The following is an 18559-nucleotide window of genomic DNA, read 5'->3' as shown; positions in this document are numbered from 1 at the left end:
CGTTGGCGATTAGCCGAAGCTAGTTCACGCTGACGGTGATGTCGCCGGTTGCGGCGGTGAGCTTGTACTGGGCCTGCGCATCCGGATGGCGCCAGTAGCCGCTATGCTGCGCGTGGCCCTTCACCTTGATGTCACCCATGTCAGCGTCCTTCACCACCGATTTGACCCCAGCGGCCTGGGCAACGTGCGCCGTGATGTCGCCGTCACTCGTGGTGGCCGTTAGTGTTTTGGTCAGGCGGTTACTTTCTAAATGAATGTCGCCATTTTCATTGTTGACCTGACCGCCGCCTAACTTCGTGTCAGACATTAAAATATCCCCATTCTCCGAGACCATCCGATTGTTCGTGGCCGCCAGTCGACTACTGTTGATGGCGGTATCCCCGTTACCAGCGTCCAAGTCCAGGCGGTTCGCCTTGACCTGGCTGACCCACACATCCCCGTTGGTGTTGTGGACCGTCACGTCACGTTTCACCGTCAAATCATACAGGCTCACATCGTCTGAACTACGAACGTTGACCTGATCTACGGTTAAATGGTGCAGTGACACGCCTTTGCTCTCCCGTTTGACGTCAATCGAATCCAACTGTTTGTCGCGTGGCACCGTGATCAACACGCCACCATTGGTATAGTCGCTTTCGCTAAACCCGATAAACGTTTTGCTCATCGCTGCGGCTTGCTTGCCACCGCGGACCGTTAACGTTCCCTTGGACACGGTCGCGGTCGGTCGGCCCGCCGTCTTGTCTAAATAGCTGACGCTGACCCGATCGGTATTGCCCGTTTTGATGGTGACCGGTGCCTGCGCATCCACCACAATTTTGTGGTAGGCCCCGGGTTGGTAACTCATTTTGCTGTGCTGAATCACACGCATGCCCCGCGGATTGCTGGACCACACGACGCCTTTGTTGCCGTGATTCCACCAGCCGATGCCAATTAAAATGGCCCCCAAGACCAGTAAAACAAGTGCAATTTTCGTTGTCCGTTTCATTGTTTCCGCCCCCGTTCAGCGCGGCTTCGTGGGATAAAGCGGTTGTAAATTTTCTTCGCCGCCCACGACAGTGCCCACGCAATCTTACTCCCAATCCATTTCAAAATAAGCCAACCGATCCAGCTGGCGCCGAGCGCAAAGAGCCCGATGCCCAGGTAAAAAGTCCCCGTCCACGGCGTCGTCCAGATGGTGGTGATGCCGACAAAAATCCCCATGGCACCGATCATGATGACGCTCAGGAATACGGCTAAGGCCGCGACGGCCAGGCTGAAAATGACCGCGGCAAACGCCATGAATAAGGCGAGCACGACAATCAAAATGGGAATGGTCACCGGCGTCGACAGTAAGGCCAGGATGATCAGCCAGACCGTTCTCACGTTCTCCTTGGTGGCCTGCACGGTTGAGCGTGGTTGCGTTTGGTCCGTGGCCTGTTCCGATAGTTTAATGGAGTAGTCGGCCAACACCTTGCGCGCCAACGACCGGGGTGTCCCCAATTCATCCACGGCCTGCTCGTAGGTGCCAATGCCGGCATCCAATAAGTATTCCCGATAGTATTCAACGACTTCCTGTTGTTCCGCCGTCGTCAGTTGGCCGAGTAATTTCTGCACGGCCCGAATGTAATCATTCATTTTGGTTGCCCCCTAATAACTTGGTGATTGCTTGATTGAAGTCCTGCCACTCCGTTTGAATTTCCGCTAGCCGTTCCCGCCCGCTGTCAGTCAAACGGTAGTAACGCCGGTTGCGGCCCTGAAACGGTTCGTCGTAGGTGTCCAGCCAACCATTTTTCTTAAGTCGCCGCAGCACCGGGTACAGGGTCGATTCTGAAATGGGGATCACCGCCCGGACTTCCTGAGTCAGCGTGTAACCGTAATGGTCTTCGCGCGTGAGCAGCCCCAGCACACTGCCGTCCAACAACTCCGTGGGTACTTGAATCGCCATGTGACTGCCTCCTCTGCATACTATATCGCGTATAATATCAATTCACTAATAATATACGATAGTGGTTAGCGGTTGTCAAGGTTGGTTGGAGAAATGATGGGACGTCAAAACGACCTCGGCGTTTGGGCTGAGGTCGTTAACTGTTATCGGAACAAAGCGCTATGCGCGTACCAGCGAGGTTTTCTATAACCCTTTTAAAATATTTTTAAAGCGATGAGTGGCACTTACTTGATAACCACTCATTTATGCAAATCACGATTTAGTTCGTCAAAGTTATCGTAACGCTTTAATTCTTTCTTACCAGTGACATCATCAATTGCTTCCTGTAATGAAGCCAAAACTTCGTCATTAGCAACTTCTAAAACAGAATCTAATTTGCCGTTAGCAAGATTAGTCATCATTACTCGCGTAAAATCCGAGAGCGTTAAACCTGTATTCGCAAGTTTGGCTTCAGCCTTCCGTTTCGTATCAGCATCAATTCTGACTTGAATCCGAGCTGTGGTTGCCATAGTATTCCTCCTCTTATTGCACTCCAATTGTAGCACGTCACTGGTCAATACTAGCTAATCACGCTTAACTTGTTTCATCAGATCACACCTTTATAGCTTTTTGTAGCTCATAGGTTAACGCCGTAAAAACACTGCAATTTTTTAGCCAATCCCAAAAAGGATCAAATTCATTGAGAGAACTTGATCCTTTTGGCTGTTACCAATAAGTTTTAGGTGCATGCTTCGCGTAAAGATAAGTCCGAATCTTCTTACCCCGAAGTACCGTCAGGCTAGTAGTTGTAAAGGACTTACTCGATTTTCGGTAAATCTTGTACGTGTGCTTTTCTACTTTCATGAGGCCCGGAGCTTCAATCTTGCCCTTGAGATAGTAATTTTTGCCTCGCTTCTTGTAGTGCACGTTGCTCAGACCCGTATCACCAGCGCTACCAAGCCCTTCCGTTAAGCCCGTCTTACGGAAGGCAAAGAAGTAATAACCGATAATTCTCTTCTTGGAATATATGTTGGCATAGAATGTCTTGTGCCGCAAGAACTTAGGGAAACCCTTGTGCCAGACCTTCTTAGGTAATTTACGTGCAACATTGAAATGATGTTTATAAATCTTAGGCGAAATAGATTGCCAGTCTCGGAGCGAACCTTTTACCCGGTTATGACTAATTGGCACGATTTTAAGATTAGCTCGATAGCCGCCAACCAAACCTACATAGCCAATTTTCCAACCTTTTTTGTAGTGTTTAGCTCCTGCAGAAAAATCATCGTTCTTTGCAATTTTCCCCTTGTTATTTATCTTTAGCTTCGCCCAATTTCCCAGCATATGATAGTGATTCGTCAACTTCACCGCCTGCTTCAAACTCAGCTTCTTCACACTAGCAGACGCCGTCGTTGTTTCGGTAACCTGTGTCATTCCCACTAAGCCAACGCCTAGCCCTAGAACGGCCAAAACGGCCATTAAATATTTACGCCTATTTTTCATCACAATCTCCCTTTAAGTTTACCCGATGGACAATCTAAACAGCTTGGTCGTGTAAGTCACGTCTGGATGATTTGGTATATTTTCAATTGAAACCTTGTAGCTGTGGTTTACCTTCACAGAGCCCGGGTAATAATGAACCGTCGTCCCAAAGCCACCATAATTACCGTCATCCAAACCTACATCTGTAACCTTCATCGCTTTATGCGTCGTGTTGTCGTACACAGAAACATCTGGCTTTGCAGCATCCTTAGGCATCTCAGTTGCAAACGAGTACGACCAGTCACCATCATTAGCAGCTTGAACTGGAAATACCCCCGCTTTAGGAAAAGCAATTGTCTTTGGCGTATCCGCATAGGTATACCCACCGAAGACTTTGTAGTCACTGTAATCACCAGCTTGGCCAATCCCAATTTGAGAAATACCACCCAGTAACCATTCACGATGACCTGGGACCGGATTACCCGAATCAGCTATATAGGCCAGTACATTATCCCCTGGATGCACACGACCACCAGAGAGATTACTACTCTTCGTTGCCTTAGCGCCACGTTGCCAGTCCGCCTCTGAAATGAATGCCGGTCGCGTGAATCCAACCAATCCATGCGAAAGCCCTTTGCCCACAGCAGCTAAGGTAGCGGCACCATACTGAGCTTCTGTATTCCACGCAGCATCCGCCTTGATGTTATTCAAACCATACATATCCCGATAGAAATTAATCCAGTTAACAGAACGGTTAATGTAACTACTGCTCAATTGGCCCACTGAGAAACTGCCCTTCAAAACAGGCTTTTGTGCATACATGCCTTTCGTCCCATTACCAATAGCCTTTGCTTGCTCGCGGTACCTCGCCACATCTGCTCGTTCGCTGGCCGTTAGATTCTTATCTTCAGCGGCCTGTTTTTTAGCCTGAGACTTGACGCGTTTTTTGGAAGCATCAGAGCGAGGGTCACTGTCTTTTAGCAATTTGGCTTTTTTGACAGCCACAAAACCAATCTCCTTGCCACTCTTCTTGATCAATTGACGGTAAGTTGCGTGTTTACCGCTGGGCGTGAGCACCGTAATTGTGGTATCCGAATAAAAAACGTGTTGCTTCGTCTTTAGTTTCTTAGTAATTCTGCCCGTCTTGTAAATAGGCCCCTTCTTAACCGCATACTGTTCCATCCAGGCTTGTATATGAAATCCCGTCGCATAAGAAGCCTTTCTCTTGGCTTGGGCTAACGGATTGCCCACAGCCATTCCAGCTGAGGCTACGACGCCAATCAGTGCGAGTGCTCGCCATCTACTTTTCATTTGACTACCTCCATAAGTATTAGAAGAACTACTTTTGGACGACTATGTATTGAAAATAAAGATTCGTCCTATTAATTATCTTAAGCCCCAAATGCGGCAGAGGGTACTGTGTTCTCACATTTAGACTGACTGTTATCTACACCGTAGTCTTCCCCGATTTACGCCATGGAACGTTGGTTTATATAACAAAATAAATAGCCTAATCCTTTGACTTCACGACAGCGCTTCGACATACTAATGAAAACAATTGAAAACGGGGGATTTCTCATGACAAATCAAGCATTATTGATCATCGATTACACCAACGATTTTGTGGCGGACAAGGGCGCACTGACCTGTGCCGAACCGGGGCAAGTGTTGGCGCCCAACATCGTCAAGCTGGCCGAAGACACCCATCAAGCCGATGGCTGGGTTCTCCTGCCCACCGACGTCCACACGCCGAACGACCCCTACCATCCCGAAACCAAGCTCTTCCCACCCCACAACGTGCGGGGTAGTTGGGGCCGGGAACTCTTCGGACCAGTCAAGGACTGGTTTGACCAAAATCAATCGGCCGATAACGTGTGGCAGTTCGACAAGACCCGCTACAGCGCCTTTGCTGGCACCGACCTCGACCTGCGCTTGCGAGAACGTCACGTGGACACGCTGATTCTCACGGGCGTCTGTACCGATATCTGCGTGCTCCACACTGCAGTGGACGCCTACAACCTAGGCTATAAACTCATCATCCCCCAAAACGCCGTCGCCAGTTTTGACACCGCCGGCCACGCCTGGGCGTTGAACCATTTCAAAACCTGCCTGGGTGCTGAAATTATTTTAAGCTAAACTTATTAGCGTCTGTCACTTTCTTTTTTCAGAAAATGACGGACGTTTTTCATTACTTTTCATTTATTCCAAACACTCATAAATCCCTTAATCAGCAAGCCCTGACCCGCCAATAACATTCAAAATAATCAGCAGCATAGATAGTCGCCGGTTGAAGCGCTTACACCCTTGTGGTTATAATGGCTGTGGTTCTGCTAAATAAATTCTGATTTTCACGGTTGAATTTACCTAGCAGTTTGGTTAATAGATTTTATTGGGAGGTTTAATATTATGTCTTTTAGTTTAACTCGTCATAAGTCGGTGGCTGTGGTGGCCCTGGCTATGACTCTTTTAGCCACGCTTTCTGCGTGTGGTTCCAAACCAGCAGCGTCGCAGCAAAAACTTGTGCGCACGGCTAACTTATCTGCCAACTTTGTGATTCCGACATTGGATATTTCAAAGTCGCGAGGGTTCGACCAAGCTGGCAACATGTTTGATAGCTTATTCTATCTTAACCGGAATCATAAAGTCGTTCCGGCATTAGCTACCAAGTCAACCGTCTCCAAGGATGGCAAGACCTATACGTTTACCATTCGTAAAGGTGCTACCTTCAGTAACGGTGATTCAATCACTGCTCAAAGCTTTGTGTACTCCTGGCAACGTTCTTTGAAGCCAAGTACCAAGTCCTTGCACCCTTACATTTTTAAAGGCATTAAAAACGCAATGGCGGTCAATGCTGGTAAGCTCCCCGTCAGTAAACTAGGCGTTAAAGCTACTGACAGCCACACCTTCGTCGTTTCCCTGGATCATCCAATTGCTTACTTCACCAAATTGATGACCTATCAAGCCTTCTCACCACAGGATAAAAAGATTGTGGACAAGTACGGTAAGGATTACGGGACAGCCCCAGACAAAGTCGTCTTCTCGGGGCCTTACAACATGACCAAGTGGAAGCCACAGGGGACAACGTGGACCTTTGTGAAGAACAACAAATATTGGGATAAAGACAAAGTTAAGATGCATAAGATTAACATGTTTTATGAAGTTGATCCGCAAACTAGTCTGAATCTCTATCAGGCTAAGAAGCTGGATTTCACCATCCTAACTAGTGATCAGTTCAAGAATTTCAAGAACAGTCATCAACTGTATACTGGCCCTTATTCTTACATGAATTACTTGATTTACAACCAAGGCATCAAGAATGCAAAATTGAACAAGGCCTTTAACAACATCAACATCCGTAAGGCCATCTCCTTAACCATTGACCGAAAGCAAATCGTGAAGGACCTCTTAAATGGGTCCGGTCTAGAACCAACTGGTGTGGTCACCCGCTACCTGGGCTACAACGCTAAGAACCAGGACTTTGCGAAACTGCAAGCCGGTGGCGACAGCGTTCGTTACGACACGAAGCTGGCCAAGACTTACTGGAGGAAAGGTCTCAGTCAACTAAATACTAAGTCACTAACCTTCTCACTGATGACCTCAACGGGCGATACATCCAGTAAACTCGCGGAATTAATCAAAGCTAATGCTGAAAAACAACTCCCTGGATTAACCATCAAGCTGCAAAACGTCCCCGACCAAATCGCTTACCAGCGAAGTACTGAGGGCCAGTTTGAGGCTTACCTGGGTGGACGTGGTGCCGATATCGCTGATCCTATTGAATTTCTTCAGCCAATGCTGAGCACGAATCCGCAAAACTACGGTGCCTGGAAGAACAAGACCTACGACAAGTTAATCAATGACTCAACCACAGATAATCTAAGCGCGACCGAACGCTGGCAAAAACTGTTAAAAGCTGAAAAATTACTGTCAGATGATCAAGCTTTGACGCCCCTCTACCAAAACTACAATTACTACCTGAAGCGCTCGAATTTGCACGGTATTACGCACAATACCACCGGCGCGCAATGGAACTACAAGTATATGTACATGACCAAGTAGGAGGAGCAATTCATTATGAAAATTACTAGTGTTGATATCTTTCAAGTCAAGTGGAATCAACAGTATGGCGCCTGGCACCCCATCGTCATTCGAATCAATACCAACGATGGAATCAGTGGTTTTGGCGAGTCTGGTATCTTTTATGGCGACGGTGAATATGGTGCACTGGGAAGTTTAAAGGATTTGTCTCAGCTCATCATTGGCCAAGACCCCCAGAACACCGAAAAAATTTGGCAACAGTTTTACCAACGCACTTTCTGGGGCAAGGGAAGTGGCACCACTTTCTACGCCGCCGTTAGTGCCATTGATACTGCGCTTTGGGACATTAAAGGGAAAGCCCTCGATGTCCCTGTGTACCAACTTTTGGGCGGTCAAACACGAACAGAAATTCCGGCGTACGCTAGTCAGTTGCAGTTCGGTTGGGACCCAGAAACAAGATATTTGGCCACACCAGCAGACTACGCGGCGGTTGCTAAAAAAGCCGTTGCTGAAGGCTATAAGACTATCAAGATTGACCCATTCATGCTAGATGAACACGGTCATTTCGGTCAAAAACTGATTGGCCTGCAAGACTACGCTCAACTTCAGCTCCCAGTCGACCGGTTGAAAGCTACCCGCGATGCTGTTGGCCCTGAAATTAATTTAATTGTCGAATGCCACGCTGGCCTTGATGTTAATTCCGCCAAACAGTTTCTACCACTGATTGAGCCCCTGAACATCTTCTACCTAGAAGAACCCTGTTCACCGTTGAGCTCAGAATTAACAAAACAGTTGAAAGATGTTACCGCAATGCCGTTAGCTAGTGGTGAACGTATCACGACTCGCTTTGGCTTCCAGCCATTTATCACCAATCGTTTGCTGGACGTCATTCAACCGGATGTTGCTATCTGTGGTGGGATTAGTGAAGCCAAGAAGATTTGCGACATGGCTGCCGCTTTCGATATTGGTGTTCAGCTCCATACCTGCGGAACCCCCATTGCTACGGCGATGGCCTTGCAGCTTGAAGCCACCGTGCCAAATTGCTTTATTCATGAGCAACACGAAATTTCATTGAAGCCTGACAACGAATGGATTGGTAAATTTGCCCAACAGCCGCAAGATGGCGTCTTCACCTTCTCCTCTCGTCCAGGGATCGGTCAAGAACTGAGTGACGCAGCCATTAAAGAGTCGCACTGCGAAACAATTAAATAGTCCGTCTACTCAAAAGGGTATTCGCCACAGCGAATACCCTTTTCTAGTACATTCTTTGGATTACTGCAACTTAGCCGGAATCACCATTTTATCTGGTGCCACGACCTCCCCCGCCAGCTGGCGCAACATGAGTTCGGCCGAGCTGGCACCCATCAAAAAGGGATTCTGGGTGATCAACGTGAGCTTGGGTTCCATCCGGCGAATGAAGTCCGTATCGGCAAACCCCGTCGCCGTCACGTCTTGGTTATCAATGAGTCCCGACACAATCAGGTTGGGGAAGAACTCCAGCAACCAGCGTTCCTTCAGGGCAAATGCCACCGTCTTCTGGTCACTCTTGGTGATCAATTGGGTCAGGCGTTGGTGGACGTCGCTGTGGTTGTACGAGGACTCGGAGACCTCCACCACGTCAACGTTTTGCGCCGCCGCCAAGATGCCCCGGTAACGTTTCTGCCGCGTGCGGCTCAGTTCGAGTTCGGACGTCAACACGACCACGTGCTGGTAGCCCTGTTGCTGGAAATATTCGGTCGCGGTCTTAGCCGCCACAAAGTTATCCGTCACCACTTGCGGCCAGGGGCACGCATCCATTTCCCGGTCGACACTGATCACGGGAATCTGTTGGTGCAGAATTTCCTGGACCGTTTGGGGATTACTAAACGACTGCAAAATTAACCCGTCGAATCCCCGCGACCCGATGGCCCGTAACAGTTTCTTTTCTCGTTCAATATCCGCGTTGGCATCGAAGAGCACGCCAATGTATCCCTGACTCTCCAGCATCGAGCTGATTCCCTTAAACAATTCCGTCGAAAAGTAGTCGTCGATGTTGGCCACCATAACAGCAATCAATTTACTGGATTGCGTAATCATCTGGCGGGCAACCGAGTTGGGGACGTAGTTCAGTTTGGTAATGGCCGCTTGCACCTTGGTAGCCGTCGCCGCCGACATCCGGCCTAAGTTGCCGTTTAAGAACCGCGAGACGGTCGCAATCGACACGCCCGCCAGTGCCGCGACGTCCTTAATATTTGCATTTTTATTCGCTTTTCGTGCCAATGTCCTGTCACTCCAGTCTCACAATTTACCGCTATCGCTGGCGTTGCGTTGCTTCCGGACTCGTTAAAACAAGCCCGGCGCCACTTAATTTCTATTCTTGGATGTGCCCATCTGCCTCGTCGATTGCGACATAACCCGGCGACGCGGGCACTTATGTACGAACGCGTTTACGCCCCGCCAACAGCGAGGGTAAGCATCGTTCACTAGTTTATCATGGTTTGACGCCTTCGCAAAATCAATCTGTTACCTGTAGATTGGCCGGCGCACGTTTGGCGTTAAGTCCCTACGCAAAGAGCCCGGGGACAGTCTTGTCCCAGGCTCCACAATCGGCTTTGCCCAATATCGTTTTTGGCTTAACCACCAGTTCATCGTTCACGAAATAGGTTACGTGAAAAACTTCCCAGTCTCACCTAAAGCTGACGCCTACCTAGCAACGCTAGTCAGGAGAAACTCCCAGCCTGATACGTGACCATAGCAACTGCTGACACCAATCGAATGGCGTAAACACTGTCGTAGCCGGAGAATGCTGGAGATGCAGGTAGCTGTGACGACGGCGTTGGCTGAACGGTTTACTCGGCCTACGCCGTGGGACGTGTTTGGAGACTGATGGTCTTTATCAGGCTTCAAACCGAGCCGGAGGACCGCCCCTCAGGCCGCAGGCGGTCCCCACAGTAACCGAAATCTCCAGCAGCCGCAGATGACCATTTTTACTCCATATTACTATGCGCGGCGGCCGCAGAAGCGTTGGACACGTTGTCGCGGCGACTAAGCTTCAAGCACAGCACGTCCAGCGTCAGGTGAACACTCTGGTCAAACAGCGTGCTCAGCAGTTGAATCGACTTCACGCCATCCCCGGCCTTGGTCGCACCAGGCACAACAATCACAGCCTGACCCACCTTGCCCAGGGGCGAATCCGCGTGGCTGGTCACGGAAATGACCGTCACGCCATTTTCAGCGGCCTTGGTCGCCAGTTCAAAAATGCTGGCCGTCTTGCCCGAACCGGAAACGGCTAGCAGGACATCCCCCGCCTGGATGGACGGCGTAATCGTTTCGCCAATCACGAAGACCGTGTAGCCAATGTGCATCAGCCGCATCGCAAAGCCCTTCGCCATCAAACCGGAACGTCCTGCGCCCAGAACAAAGATCCGTTGATCCTTTTGAATTAATTTTTCCGCTTGGTCCAATTGGCTTTCGTCAATCAGCCCCATCACTTCCGTAACCTCTTGCGTAACCTGATCAATCAATGTCATTAGTGAATTGCCTCCATAAATTTTTGTGCCGCCGCAACTGGGTCGGCCGTCTTCACGATGGCGCTGCCGACAATCACGGATTCGGCAATGCCCTGCGTCGCCAACTTCTGTGCCATCGCCAGGTCGATGCCCCCGGCCACGGAGATGTGTTGGACCGCTGGAAAATCGGTGTGGAACGCCGCCACGGTCGTCGCGGCATCGAAGTCCGCGCGGGAATCCTTGGCGTGATGAATCCCGTAGATGGCAGCCGGGTGGTCGACAATCTGGGCCGTCTTGGCCGCCGTAATTTCCATCATGTCGATGAACATCTGCTTGCCACGCGCCTGGGTCAGTTCGTAAACGCTGGTGAGCGTGTCGGGTGACGCCGCGCCCATCACCGTCAGAATGTCGCCGACCGCAAAGCCCTTGTCAAATTCGTAGTCGCCCTCGTCAATCGTTTTCAGGTCCAGTAACAGCTTGGCGTGCTGCAATTTTGGCAGCCGCGCGTGAATCTGTTCCAAGCCGTAATCCTTGATCAGCGACGTGCCAAATTCAATGATGTCCACTTGCCCATCCAATTGCTGTGCCAGGTCGACCGCCTTGTCCAGCGTGACCCGGTCGATTGCTACTTGTAAGTCCATTAGTCTTCGACAACTCCTTCTCGTTGGTAAAATGCCTGTAATTCAGCTGGCGTCGGGTACCCGTCGTTGTCGCCATAGGTCTGAACCTGCAGCGCGCCCACGGCATTGCCCCGCATAACGGCTGAACGTAGCGCTTTGTGTTCCAGTAAGGCGGTCAAGACGCCCATCGCAAAGCCATCCCCGGCGCCAACCGTGTCGGCCACCTGGGCCACCTTGAAGCCGGTCACCGTGTAGCTTTCGCCGCTATCCCGTTTGACGTACGCCCCGGCTGGTCCCACCTTCACGATGACGACCTTGGTGCGAGCCCCTTGCAAATAGAAGTCGGCAATCGCCGCCGGATCGGCGGAGCCCATGAGGATTTCGCCCTCCTCAACGCCTGGCAGAACAATGTCGGCGTGACCCGCCAAGTCGTTGATCGTGGCCACCATTTTTTCGTGGCTGGACCACAGGGTTGGCCGTAAATTCGGGTCGAAGGTGGTCAACACATTTGCCGTCTCCAAGCGCGTCAACAGTGCTCGGAAAGCCGCCTCGGCCGTCGCTGAAATGGCGGGAAAAATGCCGGACATGTGGGCCGCCTTCACGCCTGTCAGGTCAATCTGATCCACGATTGCCGGGGTGAGGTGGGCGGCCGCCGACCCGCGGCGGTAGTTGTGCGTCGTCGGGTTGCCTTTGGTCACGCGGTCCTTCAGCTGAAAGGCCGTCCAGTTCTGGTCGTCGCGACTAATGTAGTGCGTGCCCACCTGATGGGCCTTGATGGTCTTGATGACGTAATCGCCCAGGGGTTCCTCCCCCACTTGGGAAATGTAATCCACCGAATGACCCAAGCGTTGGGCGCCAATCGCCACGTTGAGTTCGGCACCACCCAGAATTTTATGAAATTCCAGGGCATCGCGGAGGGAGACGTCGGGTTCCTTGGAGGCAAACGTGACAATCGGTTCGCCAATCGTAACTATTTCACTCATTGTTGTGTTCCTCTTTTCTATATTTTTAACCGAAGAAGACATAAACCAATAATTCATTAATAATGGAAACGACCCACATGATGGGCACGCCGTGTTTTAAGAAATCGCGGGTCTGGACCTTCATGTAGTCCAGTCCCCACACGTTCCAGGACTGGGTAATGTCGGTCGAAACGGCCAGGAGCGTGGGCACGTACAGTAACGGCAGGAGAAACGCGTCTGGGAACAAGCCGATGCCGGAGAGAACGGCGGCAGTGGCGGCCCCGGCGCCCCACACGTGAAACGGCCCGCGGAACAAGGCCAACGGCGCCAACACCCCAAAAGCCAAGGCCAGGATCAGCATGTTGTGGGGCAAGACGGCTTCAAATAACGGCCGGAACCGTACGGCATCCATGGAAGCGGCGCCACTGAACATGATCAAGGCCATCAAGAACATGATCAGCCCGGCAATATCGCCGATGGCTTGCTTGATGGTGCTGTTCAGGAAGGTGACGAACTTCTGATAGCCCTTGAACTTACCGGTCAACAGCATGGCCAGCAAGGTCGCTAGCGTCAGCGCTGGAATGGCATCCCACTTGAAGAGCATGTTCATCAACACTGGGACGATGGGCACGACGAACGCCAACTTCGGTACCTTGACGTCGGCAACCTGTTGCGTTTCGGCGCCAATGATTTTCAAATTTTCATCGGCCTTGGTGGGGTCGATCTTTTTGCGGTTCCAGAAGATAAAGAGCATGACCGCCGCCAACTGAACCAGCGTCGCGCACACCCCGAAAATCAGATAGGTGCCGCCGTATTCGGCTTTAGGGAAGAACGCCTTGATCTGGTTGTAGAGCACTACGTTCAGGTACATTGGCGCCCCAATCGCCATGGAAAATGCCGAGAGCGCAATGTCGCGGGGCAATCCCACCGAGAGCATGATTGGCAGAAGAATGACCCCAATGGCAATCACAGAGCCCACGCCATACGCGCTGACGAAGATGAAAGCGGTGACAATGATGACCAGGAAGACGGCCAACAAAGGACGTTTCTTGCCGACTTGATTGGTCGCTTCGGAAATGGCGGGCGCAATGCCGCTATCTACCAGCACCCGGCCAAACCAGGAGCCAAAGACAATGTAGATGATGGTCGGTCCGTAGTTTAGGGCGGGTTCGGCGAAGACCTTCTGGATGACCTGGTCCGCTGGAATTTGCCCAATCACGGCCCAGAGAATCGCCATCACGAAGAAGCCAATCATCAGGTTGCCACCCTTAACGATGTAGTAAATGAAGCCGCCAAACGTCAGCAGTAACAGGACGGCACTAATCGTTGACGCCATGTTAATCACCCACTTCCGCGCGGAGCAGCTGCAGTTGCTGGGTAATCTCAGCGTCGGTCGCCATTGGGTATTCCAAGGCAAACGGCACGGCGGCTGGCAGTAATTTCAGCAGCGCCCGCCAATCGTAAATGCCCGTATCCAGGTCGGCCGTCGTGGCCAAGGTCCCGTGGTCGTCGCTGGTATTTTTCAAATGAATGTAGTGGGTGTCGGCGGCTAAGGCTTGGGCTGCCGCGGTCGCATCCCCGTGCGTGAACGCCCAGTTGCCCAGGTCGTACACGTAGCCGATCTTGGCTGATGTGGCCTGATGAGCGGCGGCGAGGAATCTTTGAATGGCTGGGATGGTGCCGGAGACCGGCGTCTGGTCGTTCTCAACGTTCATTTCAATTTGATCAAGGGGCAGCTTGGCCAATTCACTGGCAAGGTCGCCGGTGAAGCGGTCGAAGTGGCCCGTGTTGAATTTAATTTTGGCGATACCCATGGCCTGGCCTTCGGCGAAGTAGGTTGGCAGCAAGGGGTTCAGGGCACCAGCCGGGGTAAACACCTCGTCAGGCACGCTGTAATTGACGATCAAGCCCAATTGGCGCGCTAATTTGCCAATGGCCGCCGTTTCTTGGGGGGTATCCGTGAAGTACTCGCGGCGGACCTCAATCCCGTCCGCACCCAGGTCGGCGGAGTGCCGAGTCAACGCGACCTGCGAGGTACCCTGCTGGACCAACGCTTCAAAAACCCACGTGTTCAAAATAACTGTCATGCTGTGTGCCTCCTAGTATTTGTTGAGCTGACTGACGCGCTCGAGTAACTGTTCAAAACTCATATCTTGAAATTTAACTGCCGGCGTGGCTAGGTTCTGGGCCTCGGCCTGATTAAAGTCGTTGGCCAGGTAAAACGCCGTGAGATAACTCAGTAGGTACGTCTTCGCTGCCGGGGTAATCTTATTCGTGTCAATGCCCGCCTGCGTTGCCGCACTGGCGAAGCCCCGCGCAAACGTTGCGGGATCGATTACGGTTCTGTCTGCCATCTTAAGACCCTCCATCATCCTTTTTGGGAAATGCTTGTTGGTGATTTCAAAAGCTATGGTAAACGTTTTCCCAATTTGTGTCAAGCGTACATTCAGCGACCCCGGTTACTAGCAAGCGCCGTGAATCACTCGAATCGTTGGGCCGCAAGTTTTCATTTAGGTAAACGTTAACCTAAAAATAATTTTAGCCACTTCCCACTCCAACCGGATGACGTGCTGTCCCGAATCTGCAAAAGCTGAGCACTTCCGCTCCTCTTCCCTTCCCAGCCGACAATCGGTGACCGCCTGCATTTAGGCTAACCACCTTGCACAACGGCTTTTCTTTGTGAAGAACACACGCAGCTCATCCTGACAAACGCCGTAATAGCAGCGTTTATCTCAACTTTTGCCATTGTTCCAACTGTGAAATAGCGGTACAATAAGACACGTCAAAACCATTATTTTGGCGGACTATCCGCTACCTAAATGATTTCAATACATATAAAGGGGAAATTTTACATGAAACGTTTCATCGGGAGTCTCGCCGTGCTCGGCCTCGGGCTCTTCTTGGGGACGGCTACCAGCGGCCCGGCTTATGCGGCAACGGCCACGTCGACGGCTACGTCAACCAAGACCACCAAAACCGCCAAGACGGCGACCAGCGAGTCCAACTCGACCACAACCAACGCGGAATCCTCATCAGTATCATCTTCCGAATCGTCGGAGTCGACCTCATCGTCTTCTTCATCGGCCAGTTCAGAGTCAAAGCCCAAACCTAAGCCAAAGCCAAAACCGGTTTACCGCAAAGTAACCAGCAAGCAGACCGTCAACTACTACACCAAGATTGGTACCAACCAGAAGCACAATTACAAGGTCTACAAAACTGGCGGCGCCAAGTCTTCGGCTAAGAACATGACCGCCATTGCGATCGGTCGGGTCTACGCCAACAAGAAGGTGCACGTGACCCGCGAGGAAGTTATGGCGGACGGCACGTGGCTGAAATTTACCAGCAATCACCAGACCGGCTGGATTCACCGCAACGGGACCGTCAAATCTTACCGGTGGCTAAACGTGCCACTGATTGCGCAACGCCCTGAATTACCAACTGGGTGCGAGATCACGGCAACCACGATGATGCTGCAGTACGCCGGCGCCAAGGTTACCAAGATGTCGTTGGCCAAGGAAATGCCGCGCAGTTCTAATCCAAACAAGGGCTTCGTTGGCAGTCCCTATTCCGCTTCCGGCTGGTGGATCTATCCCAAGGGACTGATGTCCACCGTCAAGGCTCACCTGGGTTCGGCCAAGGACATGACCGGCGCTTCGTTTAGCAAAATGAAGACGCAGATCAACCAGGGCCACACGGTCGTCATCTGGGTCGCGGGTGTCGATGGCTTCGTCAATCACGCCATCACCCTCACCGGCTACAGCAGCACCCGCGCCTACTACAACGATCCGTGGACCAAGAAGAAGACCAGCATGACGTTGGCTAGCTTGAATAACCACCGTAAGCACGACGCCTACCGAGCTTTGAGTTATTAAATTGGCAATAAATAGATTCATATCACAGATCAAAGGAGCGAAATACATTGAAACAGCATTGGCTATCCACATTACTTATTGTTGCCGGCCTTGCCAGCGTTGGTACCACAGCCACCGCGCAGGCCAAGACTAGCTACTACACCACGAACCCCGGCATCATCCGGGTCAAGAAGACCGTCGCCTATTACAAGGATGCGGCCAAGACCAAGCACGCGGCCACGGTTCAAAAGGGCCACTACGCTAAGATTTCTAAAGTCGTGACGGTCAAGGGCCACGCGCCCGTTTTAAAGACCAACACTGGCAAATACGTCACCGCTAACAAGGCGTTCGTTGCCAAGACCAAGGGCTACCAAAACCCTAAGAAGTATTACCAGGTCAACTACAAGCAGATCAAGGCTTATGGCAAGGTTGGCTACACCGTCAAGCGCGGTTACGAAGGCATCAAGACCTGGAAGATCATGCGGCGTTTAGGCACGGCCAACGGTTATAACAAATATAATTCTGCGACTTACTACGCGGTGAAGAGTTTCCAACGGTCACACCACTTGAAGGTCACCGGGAACGTCAACGAGAAGACCTGGGTCAAGTTGGGCTTCTCCAAGTCTAGCTGGACCAGCATCGATTCTTACGTGGCGCCACTGGGTGCGCACGCCTGGAATGGCCGGACGGCACACATCGAGGCCATGATTAAGCAAGCTTACAAGTACAAGGGTAACCCGTACTTAGTCGGCTCCTCATCCAAACCCATTTACGGAACGGATTGCTCCGGTCTGGTGATGCAAGCCCTTTACGCTGGTGGGATTAACCCAGCACCAATCAGCTCGATTCATCACGCTTACCCTGGTAACGAATGGAACTCCCGCAACCTCTGGGCTAGCAAGAAGTTCCAGCACGTGGCCTACAGTCAAAAGAAGCGTGGCGACCTGGTCTTCTACTACGAACCCGGCACCCACACCATCTGGCACGTGGCGCTCTACTTAGGTAAGGGCAAGGTCATCGAAAGCTGGCCACCACGGATCATGGTGCAACCAATCAAGGACGGTCAACGCTCATACGTGGCCGGAATTGCTCGGGTTTTCCACTAAAAATTAAACTTTAAGCACAACAGTTAAGCGGCTAATCCGATTGGGGGTTAGTCGCTTTTGTTGTGGCGTTTCGTTGCTATTGTGGGGGTGGCATGGTAAGGTTCGTGTACAGTGTTTGACCTCGTTTGGCGTTTATTGAAAAATAAATAAAAATATTCTGCTCTCATTTACGGAGTTAACTTTAGAACCTAAATTTGACGAAGATCTGAGGTAACCACCATGAATCGTGAGCAGAAAATCCAATTAACCATTCACCGGCTGCAACAAGACTACTCGCAAAATCGAATAACGATTTACCTGCACAAAAAATCCACTGATTACTTACGGTCACAGCATCTTCGTGCAGACTCAGCGCTTAAATTTGCCATCCAGCAACTGGCCACTAGCCATTATTATCGGGGACCCTCGCCCCATCACTGGCTCCCAAACTTTTGGGTTTATGAGTTTATTGAGACTATTTTAGAAGTCAACATGTACGTAAAATTTGATTTATCAGCCACAAATAGTCGCTTAGAATCGGTTCATCCCCGCGAAAAAGCTTTGAACCTCACCTGGACTTGGCATTAATTTGGAGGTCAACGATATGCCCAAAATTATTGGTCACACAACCTATTCATTTGATGAACAGAGTTTTGATTTCACCATCATCGAATTACGGGAAACCGTCACAATCGGTAGCCTTGACGCGTTGGAGAACACCCACCGCTACTGGGTTCCTGCGGGTAAGGATTTGGCCGACCCAACCACCTACATTGAGCCCATCACCAATCCTGACTATAACTTAGACGCCGATTACCAACTCTACCGACAGCAATACAACTTTCTGTCTCCTGCTGCCATCAAGGCCGCCCGCCAGTATTTAGACCTTTCCGTCCCCACAACCGCTTTACTGTTAGACATGCCTGAGGAAGTCTTTCTAGCCATTGAAAATGGTGACTTACTGCAGTCACTGGAACAAGAGATCAATCTGCGTTTTCTTCAGCATCCCCAACAACTACTTGCCAGCATTCGGCCTTATCAGGACCTGCTGACGCAACGCGCTGCTCGGATGCACATCGATCTCGACGACGTTTGCCAGCAACTCTCTCAAAAAATTGCTGACAACGACTGAT

20 protein-coding genes are annotated in these 18559 nt (G+C 51.0%); 7 read left to right on the top strand and 13 right to left on the bottom strand.

Features of this window, described 5'->3' with window-relative positions; genetic code table 11:
- Window positions 1-19 precede the first annotated feature (19 nt).
- The 6 genes from EKM99_RS03650 to EKM99_RS03625 form a co-directional block, all read right to left on the bottom strand.
- Window positions 20-985: a DUF4097 family beta strand repeat-containing protein gene (locus EKM99_RS03650; protein ID WP_125581058.1), complete on the bottom strand. Its 966-nt coding sequence runs from the start codon at window positions 983-985 to the stop codon at window positions 20-22.
- Complete coding sequence (locus tag EKM99_RS03645; RefSeq protein ID WP_125581056.1) at window positions 982-1614, bottom strand: DUF1700 domain-containing protein; 633 nt, start codon at window positions 1612-1614, stop codon at window positions 982-984. The genes EKM99_RS03650 and EKM99_RS03645 overlap by 4 nt, the downstream gene beginning before the upstream one ends.
- A complete protein-coding gene (locus EKM99_RS03640; RefSeq protein ID WP_125581055.1) occupies window positions 1607-1924 on the bottom strand; it encodes a PadR family transcriptional regulator in 318 nt (105 codons plus the stop codon). The genes EKM99_RS03645 and EKM99_RS03640 overlap by 8 nt, the downstream gene beginning before the upstream one ends.
- Before the next feature lie 239 nt (window positions 1925-2163).
- Window positions 2164-2433, bottom strand: coding sequence for a type II toxin-antitoxin system RelB/DinJ family antitoxin (locus EKM99_RS03635; RefSeq protein WP_125581052.1), 270 nt, complete (start codon window positions 2431-2433; stop codon window positions 2164-2166).
- A gap of 196 nt (window positions 2434-2629) precedes the next feature.
- Complete coding sequence (locus EKM99_RS03630) at window positions 2630-3403, bottom strand: hypothetical protein (protein ID WP_125581050.1); 774 nt, start codon at window positions 3401-3403, stop codon at window positions 2630-2632.
- An 18-nt stretch (window positions 3404-3421) separates the two neighbouring features.
- Window positions 3422-4693 (bottom strand): CAP domain-containing protein, encoded by a 1272-nt coding sequence (locus EKM99_RS03625; RefSeq protein ID WP_125581048.1) that lies wholly within the window; start codon window positions 4691-4693, stop codon window positions 3422-3424.
- A gap of 267 nt (window positions 4694-4960) precedes the next feature.
- Between EKM99_RS03625 and EKM99_RS03620 the strand changes: the two genes are divergently transcribed.
- From EKM99_RS03620 to EKM99_RS03610, 3 genes are all read left to right on the top strand, one after another.
- A complete protein-coding gene (locus tag EKM99_RS03620) occupies window positions 4961-5518 on the top strand; it encodes a cysteine hydrolase family protein (RefSeq protein ID WP_164511506.1) in 558 nt (185 codons plus the stop codon).
- A 270-nt stretch (window positions 5519-5788) separates the two neighbouring features.
- A complete protein-coding gene (locus EKM99_RS03615; RefSeq protein ID WP_125581044.1) occupies window positions 5789-7441 on the top strand; it encodes a peptide ABC transporter substrate-binding protein in 1653 nt (550 codons plus the stop codon).
- Window positions 7442-7456: 15 nt separating this feature from the next.
- Entirely contained in the window at window positions 7457-8632 is a 1176-nt protein-coding gene (locus tag EKM99_RS03610; RefSeq protein WP_125581042.1) for a mandelate racemase/muconate lactonizing enzyme family protein, read from the top strand.
- A gap of 60 nt (window positions 8633-8692) precedes the next feature.
- Here EKM99_RS03610 and EKM99_RS03605 read toward each other — a convergent pair whose 3' ends face one another.
- The 7 genes from EKM99_RS03605 to EKM99_RS03575 all read right to left on the bottom strand — a co-directional run bounded on the left by EKM99_RS03605 (window position 8693) and on the right by EKM99_RS03575 (window position 14844).
- Entirely contained in the window at window positions 8693-9679 is a 987-nt protein-coding gene (locus EKM99_RS03605; RefSeq protein ID WP_125581040.1) for a LacI family DNA-binding transcriptional regulator, read from the bottom strand.
- Between the two features lie 707 nt (window positions 9680-10386).
- Window positions 10387-10929 carry a 6-phospho-3-hexuloisomerase gene (gene hxlB / locus EKM99_RS03600; RefSeq protein WP_125581038.1) on the bottom strand — a complete coding sequence of 181 codons (543 nt, stop codon included), beginning with the start codon at window positions 10927-10929 and terminating at the stop codon, window positions 10387-10389.
- Window positions 10929-11549 carry an orotidine 5'-phosphate decarboxylase / HUMPS family protein gene (locus EKM99_RS03595; protein WP_125581036.1) on the bottom strand — a complete coding sequence of 207 codons (621 nt, stop codon included), beginning with the start codon at window positions 11547-11549 and terminating at the stop codon, window positions 10929-10931. The genes hxlB and EKM99_RS03595 overlap by 1 nt, the downstream gene beginning before the upstream one ends.
- Window positions 11549-12511 carry a sugar kinase gene (locus EKM99_RS03590; protein ID WP_125581034.1) on the bottom strand — a complete coding sequence of 321 codons (963 nt, stop codon included), beginning with the start codon at window positions 12509-12511 and terminating at the stop codon, window positions 11549-11551. Before EKM99_RS03590 ends, EKM99_RS03595 begins: the two co-directional genes overlap by 1 nt.
- Before the next feature lie 25 nt (window positions 12512-12536).
- A complete protein-coding gene (locus EKM99_RS03585; protein WP_125581032.1) occupies window positions 12537-13826 on the bottom strand; it encodes a gluconate:proton symporter in 1290 nt (429 codons plus the stop codon).
- A gap of 1 nt (window position 13827) precedes the next feature.
- Window positions 13828-14577 (bottom strand): sugar phosphate isomerase/epimerase family protein, encoded by a 750-nt coding sequence (locus EKM99_RS03580; protein ID WP_125581030.1) that lies wholly within the window; start codon window positions 14575-14577, stop codon window positions 13828-13830.
- A 12-nt stretch (window positions 14578-14589) separates the two neighbouring features.
- Window positions 14590-14844 (bottom strand): hypothetical protein, encoded by a 255-nt coding sequence (locus tag EKM99_RS03575; protein WP_125581028.1) that lies wholly within the window; start codon window positions 14842-14844, stop codon window positions 14590-14592.
- A gap of 498 nt (window positions 14845-15342) precedes the next feature.
- Here EKM99_RS03575 and EKM99_RS03570 point away from each other — a divergent pair, with 498 nt between their 5' ends.
- The 4 genes from EKM99_RS03570 (at window position 15343) to EKM99_RS03555 (ending at window position 18558) form a co-directional block, all read left to right on the top strand.
- Window positions 15343-16362: a C39 family peptidase gene (locus EKM99_RS03570; protein ID WP_125581026.1), complete on the top strand. Its 1020-nt coding sequence runs from the start codon at window positions 15343-15345 to the stop codon at window positions 16360-16362.
- A gap of 77 nt (window positions 16363-16439) precedes the next feature.
- The gene (locus tag EKM99_RS03565) at window positions 16440-17447 is read left to right on the top strand and encodes a DUF5776 domain-containing protein (protein WP_225419781.1); all 1008 of its coding nucleotides are present in this window, start codon (window positions 16440-16442) and stop codon (window positions 17445-17447) included.
- A 219-nt stretch (window positions 17448-17666) separates the two neighbouring features.
- On the top strand, window positions 17667-18014 hold the full coding sequence (locus EKM99_RS03560) for a hypothetical protein (protein ID WP_125581022.1): 348 nt from the start codon (window positions 17667-17669) through the stop codon (window positions 18012-18014).
- A gap of 16 nt (window positions 18015-18030) precedes the next feature.
- A complete protein-coding gene (locus EKM99_RS03555) occupies window positions 18031-18558 on the top strand; it encodes a hypothetical protein (protein ID WP_125581020.1) in 528 nt (175 codons plus the stop codon).
- Window position 18559 lies beyond the last annotated feature (1 nt).

The sequence above is a fragment of the Levilactobacillus cerevisiae genome (assembly GCF_003946245.1).
Lineage (GTDB): Bacteria > Bacillota > Bacilli > Lactobacillales > Lactobacillaceae > Levilactobacillus > Levilactobacillus cerevisiae.
The sequence above is the reverse complement of the archived record's forward strand: the minus strand, read 5'-3'. Positions and strand labels throughout refer to the sequence as shown.

Bases quoted from the DNA above. Each gene is read 5' to 3' on its own strand.
- EKM99_RS03650 (WP_125581058.1), bottom strand. From the start codon at position 985: ATGAAACGGACAACGAAAATTGCACTTGTTTTACTGGTCTTGGGGGCC.
- EKM99_RS03645 (WP_125581056.1), bottom strand. From the start codon at position 1,614: ATGAATGATTACATTCGGGCCGTGCAGAAATTACTCGGCCAACTGACG.
- EKM99_RS03640 (WP_125581055.1), bottom strand. From the start codon at position 1,924: ATGGCGATTCAAGTACCCACGGAGTTGTTGGACGGCAGTGTGCTGGGG.
- EKM99_RS03635 (WP_125581052.1), bottom strand. From the start codon at position 2,433: ATGGCAACCACAGCTCGGATTCAAGTCAGAATTGATGCTGATACGAAA.
- EKM99_RS03630 (WP_125581050.1), bottom strand. From the start codon at position 3,403: ATGAAAAATAGGCGTAAATATTTAATGGCCGTTTTGGCCGTTCTAGGG.
- EKM99_RS03625 (WP_125581048.1), bottom strand. From the start codon at position 4,693: ATGAAAAGTAGATGGCGAGCACTCGCACTGATTGGCGTCGTAGCCTCA.
- EKM99_RS03620 (WP_164511506.1), top strand. From the start codon at position 4,961: ATGACAAATCAAGCATTATTGATCATCGATTACACCAACGATTTTGTG.
- EKM99_RS03615 (WP_125581044.1), top strand. From the start codon at position 5,789: ATGTCTTTTAGTTTAACTCGTCATAAGTCGGTGGCTGTGGTGGCCCTG.
- EKM99_RS03610 (WP_125581042.1), top strand. From the start codon at position 7,457: ATGAAAATTACTAGTGTTGATATCTTTCAAGTCAAGTGGAATCAACAG.
- hxlB (WP_125581038.1), bottom strand. From the start codon at position 10,929: ATGACATTGATTGATCAGGTTACGCAAGAGGTTACGGAAGTGATGGGG.
- EKM99_RS03595 (WP_125581036.1), bottom strand. From the start codon at position 11,549: ATGGACTTACAAGTAGCAATCGACCGGGTCACGCTGGACAAGGCGGTC.
- EKM99_RS03590 (WP_125581034.1), bottom strand. From the start codon at position 12,511: ATGAGTGAAATAGTTACGATTGGCGAACCGATTGTCACGTTTGCCTCC.
- EKM99_RS03585 (WP_125581032.1), bottom strand. From the start codon at position 13,826: ATGGCGTCAACGATTAGTGCCGTCCTGTTACTGCTGACGTTTGGCGGC.
- EKM99_RS03580 (WP_125581030.1), bottom strand. From the start codon at position 14,577: ATGACAGTTATTTTGAACACGTGGGTTTTTGAAGCGTTGGTCCAGCAG.
- EKM99_RS03575 (WP_125581028.1), bottom strand. From the start codon at position 14,844: ATGGCAGACAGAACCGTAATCGATCCCGCAACGTTTGCGCGGGGCTTC.
- EKM99_RS03570 (WP_125581026.1), top strand. From the start codon at position 15,343: ATGAAACGTTTCATCGGGAGTCTCGCCGTGCTCGGCCTCGGGCTCTTC.
- EKM99_RS03560 (WP_125581022.1), top strand. From the start codon at position 17,667: ATGAATCGTGAGCAGAAAATCCAATTAACCATTCACCGGCTGCAACAA.
- EKM99_RS03555 (WP_125581020.1), top strand. From the start codon at position 18,031: ATGCCCAAAATTATTGGTCACACAACCTATTCATTTGATGAACAGAGT.